This window comes from Bradyrhizobium sp. (assembly GCF_036735945.1).
Classification (GTDB): Bacteria; Pseudomonadota; Alphaproteobacteria; order Rhizobiales; family Xanthobacteraceae; genus Bradyrhizobium.
The window spans coordinates 1-16,630 of sequence record NZ_DAINNI010000106.1 but is presented as its reverse complement, the minus strand read 5'-3'; the positions used below and the strand labels follow the sequence as shown (position 1 = coordinate 16,630).

The 16,630-nt window shown below is 63.1% G+C and carries 11 protein-coding genes; 6 read left to right on the top strand and 5 right to left on the bottom strand.

Features of this window, described 5'->3' with window-relative positions; translation table 11 throughout:
• From V7E26_RS23710 to V7E26_RS23695, 4 genes are all read right to left on the bottom strand, one after another.
• Nucleotides 1–703 (bottom strand): amidase (locus V7E26_RS23710; RefSeq protein WP_324420852.1); only part of this gene is annotated, 703 nt, incomplete at its 3' end.
• Nucleotides 700–897 (bottom strand): hypothetical protein, encoded by a 198-nt coding sequence (locus V7E26_RS23705; RefSeq protein WP_324420850.1) that lies wholly within the window; start codon nt 895–897, stop codon nt 700–702. The genes V7E26_RS23710 and V7E26_RS23705, both read right to left, overlap by 4 nt.
• Nucleotides 898–946: 49 nt before the next feature.
• The gene (locus V7E26_RS23700) at nt 947–3,175 is read right to left on the bottom strand and encodes a CHASE2 domain-containing protein (RefSeq protein ID WP_324420848.1); all 2,229 of its coding nucleotides are present in this window, start codon (nt 3,173–3,175) and stop codon (nt 947–949) included.
• A 90-nt stretch (nt 3,176–3,265) separates the two neighbouring features.
• Nucleotides 3,266–8,725, bottom strand: a complete 5,460-nt coding sequence (locus tag V7E26_RS23695; RefSeq protein WP_324420846.1) for a VCBS domain-containing protein — start codon at nt 8,723–8,725, stop codon at nt 3,266–3,268.
• A 754-nt stretch (nt 8,726–9,479) separates the two neighbouring features.
• On the opposite strand from V7E26_RS23695, the gene V7E26_RS23690 reads away from it, so the two are divergent.
• The 6 genes from V7E26_RS23690 (at nt 9,480) to V7E26_RS23665 (ending at nt 15,572) form a co-directional block, all read left to right on the top strand.
• Nucleotides 9,480–10,268, top strand: coding sequence for a transglutaminase-like cysteine peptidase (locus V7E26_RS23690; protein ID WP_324420844.1), 789 nt, complete (start codon nt 9,480–9,482; stop codon nt 10,266–10,268).
• A 261-nt stretch (nt 10,269–10,529) separates the two neighbouring features.
• Nucleotides 10,530–12,194, top strand: a complete 1,665-nt coding sequence (locus V7E26_RS23685; protein WP_324420842.1) for a methanol/ethanol family PQQ-dependent dehydrogenase — start codon at nt 10,530–10,532, stop codon at nt 12,192–12,194.
• Nucleotides 12,195–12,282: 88 nt separating this feature from the next.
• Nucleotides 12,283–12,561: a c-type cytochrome gene (locus V7E26_RS23680; RefSeq protein ID WP_442893466.1), complete on the top strand. Its 279-nt coding sequence runs from the start codon at nt 12,283–12,285 to the stop codon at nt 12,559–12,561.
• Nucleotides 12,558–13,478 (top strand): substrate-binding periplasmic protein, encoded by a 921-nt coding sequence (locus V7E26_RS23675; protein ID WP_324420838.1) that lies wholly within the window; start codon nt 12,558–12,560, stop codon nt 13,476–13,478. The genes V7E26_RS23680 and V7E26_RS23675 overlap by 4 nt, the downstream gene beginning before the upstream one ends.
• Before the next feature lie 389 nt (nt 13,479–13,867).
• Entirely contained in the window at nt 13,868–15,142 is a 1,275-nt protein-coding gene (locus tag V7E26_RS23670; protein ID WP_324420836.1) for a PQQ-dependent sugar dehydrogenase, read from the top strand.
• A gap of 70 nt (nt 15,143–15,212) precedes the next feature.
• Nucleotides 15,213–15,572 carry a c-type cytochrome gene (locus V7E26_RS23665; protein ID WP_324420834.1) on the top strand — a complete coding sequence of 120 codons (360 nt, stop codon included), beginning with the start codon at nt 15,213–15,215 and terminating at the stop codon, nt 15,570–15,572.
• 146 nt (nt 15,573–15,718) lie between these two features.
• Here V7E26_RS23665 and V7E26_RS23660 read toward each other — a convergent pair.
• On the bottom strand, nt 15,719–16,630 hold a 912-nt coding region (locus tag V7E26_RS23660; protein ID WP_324420832.1), incomplete at its 5' end, for an ABC transporter substrate-binding protein.

Genomic DNA, 16,630 nt, shown 5'->3' with positions numbered 1-16,630 from the left:
CGCCCGCCATCAGGCCGACCAGCAGCGCGCAGTCCTCGACCGTCTGCGCCAGCGGCCCGACGGTGTCGAGCGATTGCGAGAGCGGCATCGCACCGGCGCGGCTGATCAGACCGACGGTGGTCTTGAAGCCGGTGACGCCGCAGAAATGCGCGGGCATCCGGATCGAGCCGCCGGTATCGGAGCCCAGCGCGGCAAAGGTCAGCCGCGCTGCGACCGCGGAGCCCGAGCCGGACGACGACCCGCCGGTGATGTGATCGACGTTCCACGGATTGTGCACCGCGCCGTAATGCGGGTTATGCCCCGTTGGGCCGTAGGCGAACTCGACCATCTGCAGCGAGCCGAGCCTGACGGAGCCGGCGTCCTTCAGCCGCTGCAGCGCGGTCGAGGTCGTGGTTGGAACGAACTCGCGGCGAATCTTAGAACCGCAGGTCACGACCTTGCCGACGTCGTAATACATGTCCTTGTGCGCCAACGGCACGCCGTGCAGCGGTCCCCGGATCTTGCCCTTGGCGAGATCAGAGTCGGCGGCATCTGCGGCAGCGAGCGCGCTCTCCTTCTCGATCGCCATGTAGGCGTTGAGCCGAGGCTGCCACTGCGCGACGCGGTCGAGGCAGGATTGCGTCACCTCGCGCGACGAGAATTTCTTGGCCGCGATCGCCTTGGCGACCGCAACCAGCGACATCAGGGCGGGTTCGCTGCTCATGTCGACACCTTCGCGTTCTGAACCAGGAGAAAGCTTGCCGGCTCGATATCCATCGGCAGCGTGCCGGCGACCGGCGCAAAGCCATCGAAGGCGGGGCCGATCGAGTTGGCGATGCGCGCGGAGACGTCCGCATCCTGCGGCACGCCTGCGACGTCGGTCAGTACCTTGACCTGTTTGGGATCGGGTCTCGTCATGCGGCGGTTACTCCCTTGTCGCAGGTCCCTGCATTCGCAGGGATGACGGTCACTTCGTCAGCAGCGCGAACGCGCCGTTCCAGTCTTGCGGCGGCGGATTTTCGAGATAGCCGCGGATGCGCGCTTCATACAATCCGTACAACAGCTCCAGCGCGTTGGCCTCGTCGGTCTTGCGGCCGCGCTCGATCGCGGCCAGCGCGCCGTTCCAGTCGCGGCTGCGATAGCAGGCGAGCATCTCGATGGTCAGGTTACGCAGCCGCTGGAAGCGGCCGGATTGCGCGACGTCATCGCGACCGGCGATGGCGTAGATCACCTCGGGCTCCTTCTTGCCCTTCACCATGATGAAGTCGAGCTCGAGGATCGCGAACCTGTCCTTGACCGCGAGCGCGGTCTTTGAGCCGACGATGATCGGAAAACCGTATTCCTTGGACTGGCCTTCCAGCCGCGAGGCCAGGTTGACGCTGTCGCCGAACACCGAATAGTCGAAGCGCTGGTCGGAACCCATATTGCCGACCACGCAGACGCCGGTATTGAGCCCGATGCCGGCATTCAGCGGAATGAACGGGCGCCCCTCTTCCTTTGCCTCCTGCTCGCGTGCCCGGTTGAGCTCGTCGACGCGCTCCAGCATGTCGATCGCCGCCTCGCAGGCATTGAGCTCGTGGTCCTTGTCGTCGAGCGGCGCATTCCAGAACGCCATGATGGCGTCGCCCATGTATTTGTCGATGGTGCCCTTGCGACCGAGAATGGCGTTGGTCAGCGGCGTCAGGAACCGGTTCATCAGCGCAGTGAGGCCTTGGGGATCGTTCTTGTAGGTTTCCGAGATCGAGGTGAAGCCGCGCATGTCGGAGAACATGATGGTCATCTCGCGCTCCTCGCCGCCGAGCACGAGCTTTTCCGGCGACTGCGCCAGCTGCTCGACCAGCGCCGGCGACAGATACTGGCCGAAGGCGGAGCGAATCTGCCGGCGTTGCGCCTGCTCGCGAACGAAGCTTGCGAAGATCAGCGTCAGGTAGATCGAGGTGGTCGACATCAGCGGATAGGTGAAGTCGATCAGGAGCCGGTGCTGCGTGTAGAAATACACGGATGTGCCGACCAGGACGCTGGCGAGTGCGCCCCCGACGAGGACCAGCGAGACCGGACCGAACAGCGGCGCGAACGCAATCACCAGAAGCCCGAACAGCATCGCCGCCGCGAATTCGAGCACGAGGCCGTAGATCGGCTGCGAGATCACCACGCCGCTCAGCGCGCTTTCCAGCACCTGGGCGTGAATCTCCACGCCCGGCATGGCGCGCGACACCGGCGTGGTCTTGATGTCGTTGAGGCCGACCGCCGAGGTGCCGATCAGCACCAGCTTGCCCGCTATCATGTCGGGCGCGACGTTCTTCTCCAGCACATTGACGACGGGAACATAGATCGAGGCGTCGTTGCGGGCGTAGTGGACCCAGAGCTGGCCGTTGTGATCGGTCGGAATCTGGACGCCCTTGATGCCGAGGCTCTTGATGCCGGCCTTCTCCGCCTTGATCAGGATGGTGCCGGACCCGGTGGCCACCCGAAGCATCTCGAAGGTCAGCGACGGCATGGTCAGGCCCTGCGCCAGCATGATCATCGGCACCCGCCGCACGATGCCGTCGCGCTCCGGCTTGATGGTGAAGAGGCCGCGTCCGGCTGCGGCGTGCTCCAGCACCGGCACGTTGCGCAAGAGGCCGGGGAAATCATACATGAAGCGCTGCGGCTCCTCGCCGAGCATCGCAAGGCCGGTGACCGGCAGCGTCTTGTCGAGCGCCGCGATTTCCTCCGGCAGCCCGGACTCGCCGAGCACGACGCGCGACTTCCTGATCGCATCGGCCAGGATCTGGTCGTTGCTCGGCAGCATGCGCAGCTTGGCGCGGGTTTCCTCGTCGAGCTGCGGGAAGGTCTCTGCCGCCACCGCCGGGTTGAGCCGATCAGGCTCGGAAAACACCGCGTCGAACGCGATCACCACGGCGCCCAGCCTCGTCAGTTCGGTGATCAGTTCGGCGATCCGCGTGCGCGGCCATGGCCACTGCCCCAGCTTTTCCAGGCTCTTGTCGTCGATGTCGACAATGGTGACCGGGCGTATCGTCTTCTTGCGCGGGTCGATGCGCTGGAACGCGTCGAAGGTCCTGACGCGGATTTCCTCGACCGGGGCGGGATCGGCGACGCGCAGCGCCGCGAACCCGATCAGCAGGACAAGGCAGAGCAGCCGGGCATAGCCGATGCGCCGCTTGAACCACCTTGGTAACGCCCGGATCCGCTTCATGGCTTCCGCTTGCTCGGCCAACTGGCCGCTTCAGACAAGCCAGAAGGTAGCATCGATATCACGGGCTAGCGCAAGGCGGAAAGCGGCATCCTAGTGATGCGGCGAAACGATGAAGTCGCTGGCGTGCAGGCTGGCAGGGGCGACGTTCTTCAGGGTGATGGCGTCGTGGGTGGCAAGCGTGATCACCGTGTCGGCGCCGGTGGCCGCCGCATGGCTGGCCAGCCAGGCGCCGATATTGTCCGAATCCACCTCGGCGAACTTGCGAAGATCGATGTGGTCCTCGCCCGGCCTGAAGTCGGTGATCGTGTCCTGGCTGACGTTGCTTTCCGGCGCGAACACGAACCGGTCGGCACTCGCGCCACCGGTGAGCACGTCGTTATGGCTGGTGGCGAAAAGGACATCCTTGCCGGACGTCCCGGTCAATACCACCGGCTCCTGTCCGGCCTCGCTGAATACGAACTGAGCCGTGGCGGCATGGCTGCCGGATGCCGCATTGTCGGTGGACGAATCGTTCTGCGCAGCCACCTCGTCGACATTCTCGGTGGCGCTGAGCGCTTTGGCAACGACCGGCCCGCTTGTGAAGCTGGATGATCCGCTGGTCGTACCGGTGGTGCCGACCAAGGTGATGGTCAGTGCCTGATTGCCGGCATGGCCATGGCCGTCATCGACCTCGGCGACGAATTTGATCTTCAGTATGTCGCCTGCGTGCAGGAAGTCGAAATTGGCGTTGATCGGCTGATAGGTCCAGTCCAGCACGGCCGTTCCGCCGTTACTCAGCACGCTGTTGAATTTCACGTTCGCCGCATTCACCAGCGACGAGATGTCAATGTTGCCGGGTATCGACGCCGATCCATTGTACTCGATCGTGGCATTGCCGGCCACGAACGCCGTCAACATGTCGCCGACGTCGCCATCATGCACGCTCATCGTACCCTTGATCGGCCCCGAAAGCCCGGTACCCGGCGCAGGAACATATCCGGCGGAGATGTTGTCGATTTCGAACGCGTTCGAGCTGCTGCCGAGCACGACCTTGTTGAAGAGCGGCAGGTTGGAGAACTGCACGTATCCGTTCGAGGTGAACGAGCTCTGATTGCCGCTCGGGAACAGCGGCGCGAGGTCGTCGCCGGTATAGGAGGCGACAAGCTTCAGCCCATCGTAGAATTTGATCGTGTTGTAGGGATCAAGCGACCCCCAGTAGAGGCCGAACGCGTTCTTCTCCGACGTGAAGCTGATGGTCTCGCTGCTGTTGCCGCCGATGCTCAGATAGTTTGTCTTGTCCCGCTCTCCTGGCAGCGGCCCGACAAACGGGGCTGCCGTTACCGAGGAAGAGCCGTTGACGACGCCGGCATGTCCGGACGCCGAGAAAGTCGCTCCGAGAGCAGTGCTCTGGAAATTCCCGTGTTCGAAGCCGTTATTCGATGCCGAGCCGGCCGATATGCCGTTGAACGTTTCGGTATTCAGGCCCAGCGAGTTTAGGTTTACGCCCTGGGCAAGCACCATCTTTGAGGTCGGAGCGGCCACGATGACGGTCTGTGCGGCCGGATCGACTTCACCCACGATCGACGGCGCATCGTTGGTCCCGGTGACGGTGATGACAAAAGACTTCGGGGTGATGCCGCCGTCACCATCGTCGATTGCGACCGTATACGTCAGCGTCAGGACCTTGCCCTGCGGCAGATAATCGAACGCCGTGGACGCTGCCGAGAATGACAGCCCGACCGAGCCGGACGAGGATCCCGAGGCCTTGCTCACGGCGCCCGGCGTCACCAGCGCGATCAGTGCCGCGTGGTCGAGCGTCAGTCCGGCCGTGTCGCCGGACGCGACCACGTCGGTGATGGCCGCGGCGTGGCCGACATCTTTCAGGTCGACATCGGTAAAGGAGACCGGAATCGTGGCCGTCAGCGGCGCGGTATCGGTCTGCTCGGCCAGATCGGTCTGCGCGATCGCGTTGACCACCGGCGCGTCGTTGGTGCCGGTAATGGTGACATCGATCGTGCGCTCGACCATGCCGCCGTGGCCGTCGTCGACCGAGATCGTGAAGTGCTCGACCCTGGTCTCACCCTTGGCCAGATACTCCACGTTCGCATCCGGAACGCTGTAGCTCCACGTGATAACGCCGCCGGTGCCGTTGACGGTGTCCGGGCTGACGGTTGCGGTGATCGTGCCGAGCGCCCCGGCTGAAGCCGTGATGGCCGGGCTGATGAAATGGGTATCGGTGAGATCGACGTCGGCCAGCGCGATCGTGCCGGTGTCGGTCAGGTTGCCCGCAGGCGTGACCTGCTCCGTCACCGCCCCGGTCACATCCGCCGACGCGACGACGGGATCGTCATTGGTGCCGGTAATGTTGATGACAAAGGTTTTCGACGTCACGCCGCCGTCCCCATCGTCGATCGCCACCGTGTAGGTCAGCGTCAGGACCTCGCCCTTGGCGAGATAGTCGAACGCCGCCGAAGCCGCGGAGAACGAAAGGTCGACCGCGCCGGACGTCGAGCCGGAGTTCTTGGTCACGGTGCCCGGCGTGACCAGCGCCATCAGCGCCGCCGCGTCGAGCCCGAGGCCGGCCGTGACGCCGGACGCCACCGCTCCTGTGATGACAGCGGTGTGGCCGACATCCGACAGGTCGAGATCGGTGAAGTTGACCGGGATCGTCGTTGTCAACGGTTCGCTGTCGGTTCGCTCCGTCAGCCCCGTCTGCGCGATCGCGGCGATCTCGGGCGCATCGTTGCTGCCGTTGATGGTAACGACGACATCCTGCGAAACGACACCGCCATGCTTGTCGTCGATCTCGACCGTATAGGTCAGCGTGACGGACTCACCCTTTGCGAGGTAGTCGAAATTGCTGTCCGGCGCCGAGAACGACCAGTGCTGCGAACCCTGCACGCCGTTGGTGGCATCGCTCAACGCCCCCAGCGTCAGCCAGCTCAGCTGGACCGTCCCGTTGGCGAGGCCGCTCGTCACACCGAGGGCGTGGACGCCGGTGATCTTGATCTGGTGCGTATCGCTCAGGTCGGGATCGACGAACGTGATCGCGCCGGTCGCGGTATCGGGCGCTTCGGAGCCGTGGCTGCTGGCTTTTTCCGAAATGATCTCGATTTGCGGATCGCTGGTGATTTCGGCGGTATCGTTGCTGCCGGTGATCGTGATGGTGATCGGCTTGGTCACCACGCCGCCATGTGCGTCATCGACGGTTGCGGTATAGGTCAGCGTCAGGATTTCTCCGTCGGCCAGGAAATCGAACGCGCCGTCGGCGGCGCTGTAGCTCCAGCTCGCCGAGCCGTTGTTGGTGTTGTCGGCCGCCTGCACCACGGCCAGCGGCCCATCGATCGCGGCGATCGCCTCCAGCTGTTTGCCCGTAAGGTGGGAGGTGACGTTGACGCCGCAAGCGTTGAGGTAGCTGAACGAGGCGAAGGCCGCGCTTGCCACCGGCCGGTCCGTCAGGTCGACATCGGTGAAGCTGATGGTGCCGGACGCGACATGGATCTCGTCGGAGCCGGTCGGGTTCGGCTGATCGGCGTTGGAAAACTCGGCAAAGGCGGCGCTGGTCGTGTCGATGGTCGGATCGTCGTTGGTGCCGATGATGACGACGTCCGCGCCCTTGATCGTGACCGTGATCGGCGTGGAGACGACACCGCCATGGCCGTCGTCCACCTTGGCGACATAGTTGAGGGTCAGCGTCTCGCCCTCGGCGAGGAAGTCGAACTTGCTGTCCTCGATGCTGTAGGTCCAGGTCGCCGTGCCGTTGTTGGTGTTGCCGGCCGCCTGCACCACGCTCAGCGGCACCTCGACGGCGAGGATCGCCTCGAGTTGTTCCGGCGTCAGCGTCGCGGTGATGTCGTGGCCTTCGGCGTCGTAATAGCGGAACGGATCGGTCGTCGAGATCGCCGCGCTGACGACGGGCCGGTCGGTCAGATCGACGTCGGCGAAGGTGACGGTGCCGGAAACGGTATCGTACTCGGTATTGCCGGTGCCGATCTGTTCCGTGATCTCGCCGCCGGTCGCGGAGATCGTCGGCTTGTCATTGGTGCCGGTGATGACGATCGTGATCGGCACGAACGTCATTTCGTTGTTCGGCGCGTAGTTGTTCTCGACCCGCGCCATGTAGGTCAGCGTCAGCCTCTCGCCGGCGGCGAGGAAGTCGAACGCGCCGTCCTGGACGTTGTAGGTCCAGGTCGCCGTACCGAAGTTCTTGCCGTTGGGGTCCTGCACCACGGCCAGCGGGACTTCGACCGCCTTGATCGCTGTGAGTTGCTGGGCCGTCAGCGTGGCGGTGACATCGGCGCCGTTCGCGTTCTTGTAGGTGAAGGCCGAAAACTGCGCGCTGACGCTCGGCGTGTCGCCGACATTGATGTCGAGATAGTTGACGCCGCCGGACGCCGAGTTGACGGTGGCGTTGCCGGTGACACCGATCAGTTCTGCCACCGTGCCGCCGGACGCACCCGCCTCCGGCGGGCCGGGGATGTGCACGATCTTTTCGGTAGGGCCCGGCGGAGGTGCAGGAGCAGGCTTGTCCGGAATGATGATGAATTGCAGCGAGACCGCGACGGGGTCGTTACTCGCCAGCTTGAGGAATATGTTTTGCGGGACGATCGTGTCGGTGAAATTGGTCGTGAGCTTGGTATTCGGATTGTTCAGGTCGCTGAACTTCAGCGAGAACACATCGCTGATGATCTTCTGCGCGTCGGGCGACAGTTGCACGGAGGACTGAAAGCTGACCGCGCCCTGGCCGTTGATGATCGTCTGCGTACCGGCCCGGTTGACGGTCGCGATCTGTGTCAGCGTGGTCTTGTCGTACAGGATGTAGGAGCCGGTGGTGCCGTCCGGCTCGACCAGCACCTGGAATTTCGCCGGCGGTGCGGCGCCCTGTCCGGGCACTTCGAAGTCGATCTCGACCAGCACCGCGGTGCCGCGAATGCCCATGGTCGCGACCGGCGTGTCGACCTTCATGTCGCCTTTCTTGGCGGTGGCGCCGGCGACGAAGGAGATCGTGCCCTGCACCAGGCTGAGCAGCGACTTGTTGTCCGACCCGTTGGGGTCGTAGACCATTTCGTTGAGCACCATCCTGGCATTCGAGGCGAGGCCGAACACGGTGCCGTCGATGAAGGTAATGCCGAGGGTCGAATCCGAACCGGACTGGACGACGTCGCCCTTGTGAACAGTGTCGCCCTGGTTGAGGACGATCGACACGCCGTTGCGGATCGCGGTCGCATTCCCGGTCAGCTTGGTGACATGGCCGATGATGGCGGGCGCGACGCTGGCGCTGCCATCGGCTTGCGCGAACTGGGTATGCCCGCTCAGCGTATTGATGAGGTCGCCGGTGAGATAGGCGCCGTCGGGCGACGCCAGCGCCGCGCGTTTCTCGCCCTTGAAATAGTCGGGCAGCACGACCTCGTGGTCGCCACCGGAGAGGATGAGGTCGACGCCGGACCGCTTGAAGTCGCCATGGAACAGCAGGTGGGCATCAGAAATAATGATGGCGTCGGATGGCGCGTGTGTCGAAACCTTGTCGACGTGGAACTTGCCGGGCGAGGAAAGATGGCCGTGCTGTGACAACGGTCCGAGGTCAACATCGACAGCGGCAGCAGGGTCAATTGCGCCCGATCCAAATTTGCCGGCGTAATTCAAATGGACCCCGTACCTAAATGGTTAAGAAGTATAAAATTTTCCTGCAGGTTCCTTACCACGCAGGTAACCAACACAAAAGCACCCATGCCGCGAACACCCTCCATGTGAGGTGTGTCTGCAACAGGACCGAAAAGGTCCGGAAAATTGTCGGGCGAGAGTGAGGCGATGGCAAGGCCAAAATTTTGCCTCGCGGCCCGAAAAAGGGGCCGCGCCATCGCCAGCGGAAAAGACCAGCGCACGCAATACCTTACCATCACGGCCGCGACCCGGGTGCCTCTCTTTCGCAGGTGCGAGCGGAGGTTGCATCGTTGCACCGCCGGGTGCGCTACCGGATTGATGTCCCCCGTCCGGTAACCGCCGCCGGCTACAACCGCGGGCCGGGGAAAACGCTCCATAGGGTTAATGCGGTGACCCGCGGGCCTCTCGAAACTCCGGATATTGCCCCGCCCTTGCGGTGGGCCTGGACAGCCAATCCGCGGACCGAGAGGCGGTCAACTCAGCGAGCATCGATATAATCGATCTCGATCCGGTAAGTGCGGATTCAGGCTGTTTCGCAGTTCGCCCACAGCCGCCGCCCCACCTTAAGCAGATCAAAAGCCGGCCCGCCCATCCTGCCCCTGCAAAATGATCCGGTCACGCGCAGGCGCTTCAAGCCCGCCGATGCCCGGACAAGGGGCGTCAGATGGGGTTGTCGGTCTACGCGCGCGTAATGCGCGCGGGCATTGTCGCATGCGGCCTGGCCTTGTTCGGGCCGGCTGGCCTGCGGGCTGAGCCTTTCGAGCCGTCAGCACCCGCGGTGCCGGCCCAACCATCGGCCGAACCGTTCGGACTTGCCGCCTCTTCGCTCACGAGCGGGGGGCTGCACGACAAATGGCTCGGCGTAAAGCACCGGCTGGACGATGAAATGGTGCAACTCGCGCTCTGCGAAGGCGACCGTGAGGGCTGCGTCTCTGCAGCCGCGCTGAAATTCCTCGACATCGTCGATGCCGCCCGCTTGCGCGAGGGCCGCGCCCGCCTTGGCGAAATCAACCGCGCCGTCAATCTCGCGATCCGTCCGATCGACGACCTCGCGCAACACGGCCGGATCGACGTCTGGACGTCGCCGCTCGCAACCCTCGAACGCGGTGGCGGCGACTGCGAAGATTATGCGATCGCGAAGTTCGTCGCCCTGCGCCGCGCCGGTCTAGCATCCGACGATATCAGGATCGTGGTGCTGCACGACACCATCCGCGGCGAGGACCACGCGGTCGCCGCCGCGCGGCTCGACGGCCGCTGGCTGCTGCTCGACAATCGCCGCATGGCGATGATTGCGGACGCCGATGTCAGGAACTTCCGGCCGACATTCGTGATCGGCCAGCATGGCGTGATGCGCTACGACGATACGCCCCTGCTCGCCGACGCGCCGGACCGGCAGCCTCGGGTTTCGCTCGCTGCGAATTCCCTGGCAGCTTCAACAGACTGGTCATTCTAATCCGCCGCGCGAAATTATTGCGCAGCGACAGTTTGCAACAATCTGCTTTCCCTGCCCGATCTCGATTGCCTCGTGGCCAATGGTGCGGTGCAAGCCGCGATGCGCGCCGCATTGCGTAGCGTGACAACACAAGTCTCCGCCTTTCTTTCGCGGGACTCGCGCGCATTTCGACTTTCGTATTGACGCTTTCCCGTTTCAGGAAGATTGTTGATCGCAGTGCCAGAAAATAGGCGCGCATAAATTTCCATTGGGAGGGATCGCATGAAGAGAATTGCGTTAGCCGCAAGCCTTGTCATTCTTGCGCCGCTCGGTGCAAGCGCTCAAACGACCGAGCAATTGGTCAAGGGCGCGACCGATACAGCCAACGTTCTCAACTACGGTATGGGCTACAATCTGCAGCGGTTCAGTACGCTGACGCAGATCAACAAGGACAACGTAAAGAACCTGGTGCCGGTGTGGAACTACAGCTTCGCCGACGATCGAAGCGCGCAATCGCAGCCACTGGTATACCAAGGCGTCATCTACATCACCAACCACAACGCCACGATGGCGGTCGACGCCAAGACCGGCAAGCAGATCTGGAAGACCAAGGTCGAATATCCCGCGGAAACGCCGCGCATCGTATGCTGCGGCATCATCAATCGCGGTGGCGCGATTCATAACGGCAAGCTTTTCCGCACCACGCTCGACGCCCAAGTCATTGCGCTTGACATGAAGACCGGCAAGGAATTGTGGCGTCAGAAAGCGGCCGACATCAAGGAAGGCTACTCGATGACCGTGGCGCCGCTCGTCGCCGACGGCGTCGTCATTACAGGCATTTCCGGCGCGGAGTTCGGCACCCGCGGATTCATCGACGGCTATGACCCGGAGACTGGCAAGCGCCTGTGGCGAACCCACACGGTACCCACCCCCGATGAGCCCGGCGGCGACACCTGGAAAGGCGACACCTGGAAGCTCGGCGGCGGATCGACCTGGATCACCGGCTCCTACGACCCGGAACTGAACACGGTGTATTGGGGCGTCGGCAATCCCGGGCCGTTCAATGCGGCGGTGCGTCCCGGCGACAATCTGTACACCTGCGCGGTGCTGGCGCTCGAGCCGAAGACCGGCAAGATCAAATGGCATTATCAGTTCTCGCCGAACAATCCGTTCGACTATGACGCGGTCGCCGAAATGGTGCTTGCCGACATGACCATCGAGGGCAAGCCCACCAAGGTTTTGATGGATGCCAATCGCAACGGCTTCTTCTATGTCCTTGATCGCACCAACGGCAAGCTGCTCGCGGCCAATCCCTATGTGACGGTCAACTGGGCCAGCGGCATCGACATGAAGACCGGGCGCCCGATCGAGACCGACGTCTCCAAGGACGCCCGCGACGGCAAGAAAGTCCTGGTTCAGCCATCGATTCTCGGCGGCAAGAACTGGGAACCGATGTCGTTCAATCCGCAGACCGGCCTAGCCTATGCCAATACGCTCAATATCGGCGGCAACTACAAGTCCGAACCGGCCGTCTTCAAGCAGGGCGAATGGTACCTCGGCATGGACCTGACCGATATCTGGGCGTGGCCAAACGGACCGCGCGGCTATCTCAAGGCCATCGATCCCATGACCGGCAAGGCCAAGTGGGAGGTGGGGAGCGACATACCGCGCTTCTCGGGCGTGCTGTCGACCGCCGGCGGGATCGTATTCTCCGGCCAGCTGACCGGCGAGTTCGACGCCTTCGACGCCAACGACGGCAAGAAGCTGTGGAGCTTCCAGACCGGCTCCGGCATCGAGGGACAGCCGGTGACCTGGCAGCAGGACGGCGTCCAGTATATCGCCGTCACCAGCGGCTACGGCGGCGTCTACTCGATCTTCTCCGGAGACGAACGGCTTGCCAACGTGCCGACGGGCGGTTCGCTCTGGGTGTTCGCGGTGAAGAACTGATCGCGGAACACGAATGACGGGCAAGCTATCCAGGCTGACGGCGGCGTCTCTCGCCGCCGTCGCAACGGTCGCCATCGCGTGGATGACGATGCCGGCCGCCGCACAGCAGCAAGCCGCCGTAAGCGACCAGGCGCCCGCCGCTCCCGGCAGGACGACGTATGCGCAGAAGTGCTCGCACTGCCATGGCCCGAACATGGTCACTGCGGGAACGGTCGCGCCCGACTTGCGCGCATTCCCGAACGACGAACCGCGTTTCACCACCACGGTGAAGCAGGGCAGGAACAACATGCCGCCGTGGAAGGATATTCTGAGCGATCAGGAGATCACGGAGATCTGGGCCTTTGTATCGAGCCGGAGGAAACAATGAAGAGGCGGCTGGCAGTCGTTGCCGCAATGCTGGCGATGGCGACGACAGCGCGCGCGGCTGACGATCCACTGAAAATCTGTCTCGACGAGAACCTGCCGCCGCTTTCGCTGCATCAGCGTGGAAAGCCCGACAGCGGGTTTGACGTCGCGCTCGCGCAGGCGGTAGCCGAACGCCTCGGCCGACCGCTCAAGATCCAATGGTTCGAAAGCAGGCTCGACGAAACCTCGAGCCCGGCGCTCGAAGCCAATGCCTTGCTCTCCGATGGCCGTTGCGCGCTGGTCGGCAGCTATGCCTTGACCCGGGACTCGCTGGTCGTACCCGGCCTCAAGACGGCGAAGCTGCCGGATTTCGAGGGCGCCACCCGCGACGACCGCCGACGCCGCGTGCCGGTCGGCGTGCTGGCGCCCACCCAGCCCTATGTTTACGCGGCGCTCACCGTCGTGCTCGGCGAGAAGGCACGCGACCGCAAGATTTCCGGCGTCGGCGACCTTGCAGGGCTACGCATCGCGATCGAAAGCGGCACGCTCGGCGATGCGATCCTGATGACCTTCGACAAAGGACGATTGATCGACGACATCACGCACCTAGTTCCCGGGCGGGACGACCTGCTCGGCGCGCTCAACCGCGGCGACTACGACGCGACATTGCTTGACCTGCGCCGTTTCGATGCCCATCGCGCGGCCCATCCGGACACCAGGCTCGCCGCGTCCGGTTATTATTATCCGATCGGCGTTAACAGGGGCTATGTCGGCCTCGCCAGCGATCCCGCCCTCATCATCCTTGTCAACAAGGCGCTCTCCGACCTGCAGGCGGCCGGGACCATCGCCGACCTCGCCAAGACCGCCGGCCTCACCTATCTGCCCCCGGTCGAGCCCGCGATCCTCGGCGATCAGTTGCAACAGGTGCTTCAGCAGTAGGCGGCCGTTCTCGATGGTTACGTCGGCATGCCCGATTTCACGGGCAAGCTGACCGAGGCCGACGTGGTGAAGATCCGGGCCTTTCACCAAGGAGACTGCAGCCGAAACAAGTAGCTGGCCTGGGCATACAGTCCGGCTATCGAAGCGCGCAGGCCTTCCCGGGCATGAAGCGTCCCGCCCGTTCCGGGAGCCGAGCGCAACGCTCGCCCGCGCTTCTGACCCGTGGGCAACGTCCCCCAGGCTTTTGAGGCAAGCGGCCGTGCTGCGCAGGTGCGTCGTACTTCCCGCAATTGCATTTGACAATCATTCGGAGCAGCGCATTGATGTTCGCATCCTCCGGCGGCGGGTGGATACCCGACAGAACTGGAGGGCATCACAGGGAGGTATCCATGAATCTTCGCTTGAAGACAATGGCGGCATGCTTGTCGCTGGCCGCGTTGCCGGCGGCTGCACAACAGCAACCCGCGGCACCTGCACCGAGCGCGCTGGAGACGTTGGGCGCGATGCATCCCACGGGGAGCGCCGCCGAGTGGCCCGAAGTTCCGCAGACCGGAGCGAAAGCGGACAAGGTCAAAGAGAATTTGAAGAAGATCAAATTGCCGGCAGGCTTCCACATCTCGCTTTACGCGCTGGTGCCGGATGCGCGGCACATCACGGTAGGTCCCCAGGGCGTCGCGACTTTTGTGGGGACACGCAAATCCAAGGTCTGGGTCGTGACCGACCGCGCGCGCGGCGGTACCGGCGATGAAGTGAAGGAATTCGCGCCGACCTTGCCGAAGAAGATTCCCAATGGCCCCTGTTTCTCGAAGGACGGCTTCCTCTACATCGCGGAGCAAAACCGGGTGCTGGAATATCCGGCGGCGGAGTTCTTCTATGAAAGTCCCGACGTCGTCGCCAGCGTCGTCGTTCCCGAGGGCGAACTGATTCCCAAATCGGAAGAAAGCTACAATCATACGGCGCGCGTTTGCCGGATAGGCCCTGACAACAAGCTCTATATTCAGCTCGGCCAACCCTACAACGTGCCGACCAAAGAGAAGAATGAGATGTATCGCAAGCTCGGCATCGGCGGGATCATTCGCATGGACCGCGATGGCAAGAACCGCGAGGTCTACGCGATCGGGTTACGCAATCCGGTCGGCATGGATTTCAATCCGAAGGACAAATCACTCTGGACCAACGACAACCAGGTGGACGGCATGGGCGACGACCAGCCGCCCGGCGAATTGAACCGGATCGACAGCAAGGGTCAGGACTTCGGATTCCCGTGGTATGGCGGCGGCAAGGTACGCACCAACGAATTCAAGAACGACACTCCGCCCGCCAACGCGATTTTCCCGGAAGTCGAACAGGTTGCTCATGCCGCGGATCTCGGCCTGATCTTCTACACCGGCACCATGTTCCCGCAGAAATATCGTGGCGCCATTTTCTCGACGCAGCACGGTTCCTGGAATCGAACCGTGCCGATGGGCGCGCGGTTGATGGTCACCTTCCTCAAGGATGACGGCCATGTCGCAGGGAAATCCGAGCCGTTCGCCGAAGGGTGGAACGAAAACGGGTATTATCTGGGTCGCCCCGTGGATGTCGCCCAACTGGCGGATGGATCGCTTCTGGTGTCGGATGATCTCGTCGGAGCGCTCTATCGTATCTGGTACGACGGCAAGTAGCTTTTTCCCGAAACGATCGATGGCCCTCCCGGGCCATCGATCGTCCATGATGCAAGGTGTGAGTGGCCAGGTGACTTTTGCTTATCCCAGGGCGGCGGTGCTTGCGGTCTGCTCGCTTGTGCCGGCCTTCGTTCTTGTTGCTGCTTGCGGCGCAGCCTGTGCCGGCGACGTGAATGCCGGTCGTGCAAAGGCCATGATGTGCCAAGCATGTCACGGCATGGACGGACTTTCACTGGTGCCGGACGCGCCGAACCTTGCCGCCCAGACCGAACCTTACCTCGTTACGCAACTCCGGGCGTACAAATCCGGGATACGCAAGAACGACGCGATGACGGTTGTTTCGTCGTCCCTATCCGACAAGGACGTGGAAGATCTTGCTGCCTATTATTCCACGATCGAGATAAAGATCGTCAAGGTTCCAGGCGAATAGGCAGCAGGGGATCGCGAACCGCGCCGCCTTCGCAACGGCTTCGGCGGGCCAGTCGCACCGCTGCCGTAGAAGGGCAAAAGGGCTGCGCGATCGTCTCGCGCAGCCCTTTGTCGTTTAGCTCAGTGTCGTCGGAGCAAACCGCCCCGTCAGAACATCAGGCCTTCCTTGACCAGCACCCAGCGGCCGTTCTTGACCTGCTGGACCTGGGTGATCGTGTTGGCGAGATGGTCGGTCTTGGAGAACTTGGTCGGCGGCGAGTTGAAGATGTCGAGGAACTTCTCGCCCGACTCCAGCGAGTTCATCATCTTCTGGCCGGTGAGATCCTTGCCTGCCTTTTCGGCGTAGAATGCAAAGGTCATCATCGCGTTGTAACCGATGATCGCCTGCGTGTTGGCGTCCGAGCTGAACATCTTCTTGTAGTTGGCGAGCCAGTCCTTGACCTTGCCCTTCGCGGTGTCCTCGTACGGGATTTCGAAGCCGGACGCGGCATAGAGGCCCTCGACCGCTTCCTTGCCGAGCGCCGGCACTTCCAGCACGTTGGTCGGCGTGGCGCCTAGGAAGGTGACGTCCCAGCCAAGCTTCTTGGCTTCGCCCATCGCGCCGATGGTTTCGCGAATGACCGTGCCGAGCACGACCATGTCGCAGCCGTCGGCCTTCATCTTGGCGACCTGCGCGCTGAAATCCGAAGCGCCGCGCTTGTAGCTCGTCACCGACGCCGGCGTCACCTTCATCGCGGCAAGCTGCTGGGTGAAGCCGTCAAGCACGTTCTTCCCGTACTCGTCGTCCTGATGCATGATGCAGGGCTTCTTGAAGTTCTTCGCTTCCATCATGTACTTGACGGCGGCGCGCGTGCTCTCGACGTAAGGCAGTAGATTGTTGAACTTCAGCCGCTCCTGCGGCTTGGCCGGATCGAACTTGAAGGTGAATTCGGCGGCGGTCAGCGGAAACAGTTGCAGCACGCCGGCATCGAACAGGATATCCTGCGCGGCGAGCACGGTGGGCGAGCCCATCGGACCGACCATGGCGAACACCTTGTCGCGCTCGACCATCTTCTGCGA

Excerpts from the sequence above, each read along its gene's own strand:
- V7E26_RS23705 (WP_324420850.1), bottom strand. The coding sequence starts at position 897 with ATGACGAGACCCGATCCCAAACAGGTCAAGGTACTGACCGACGTCGCA.
- V7E26_RS23700 (WP_324420848.1), bottom strand. The coding sequence starts at position 3,175 with ATGAAGCGGATCCGGGCGTTACCAAGGTGGTTCAAGCGGCGCATCGGC.
- V7E26_RS23690 (WP_324420844.1), top strand. The coding sequence starts at position 9,480 with ATGGGGTTGTCGGTCTACGCGCGCGTAATGCGCGCGGGCATTGTCGCA.
- V7E26_RS23685 (WP_324420842.1), top strand. The coding sequence starts at position 10,530 with ATGAAGAGAATTGCGTTAGCCGCAAGCCTTGTCATTCTTGCGCCGCTC.
- V7E26_RS23680 (WP_442893466.1), top strand. The coding sequence starts at position 12,283 with ATGCCGGCCGCCGCACAGCAGCAAGCCGCCGTAAGCGACCAGGCGCCC.
- V7E26_RS23675 (WP_324420838.1), top strand. The coding sequence starts at position 12,558 with ATGAAGAGGCGGCTGGCAGTCGTTGCCGCAATGCTGGCGATGGCGACG.
- V7E26_RS23670 (WP_324420836.1), top strand. The coding sequence starts at position 13,868 with ATGAATCTTCGCTTGAAGACAATGGCGGCATGCTTGTCGCTGGCCGCG.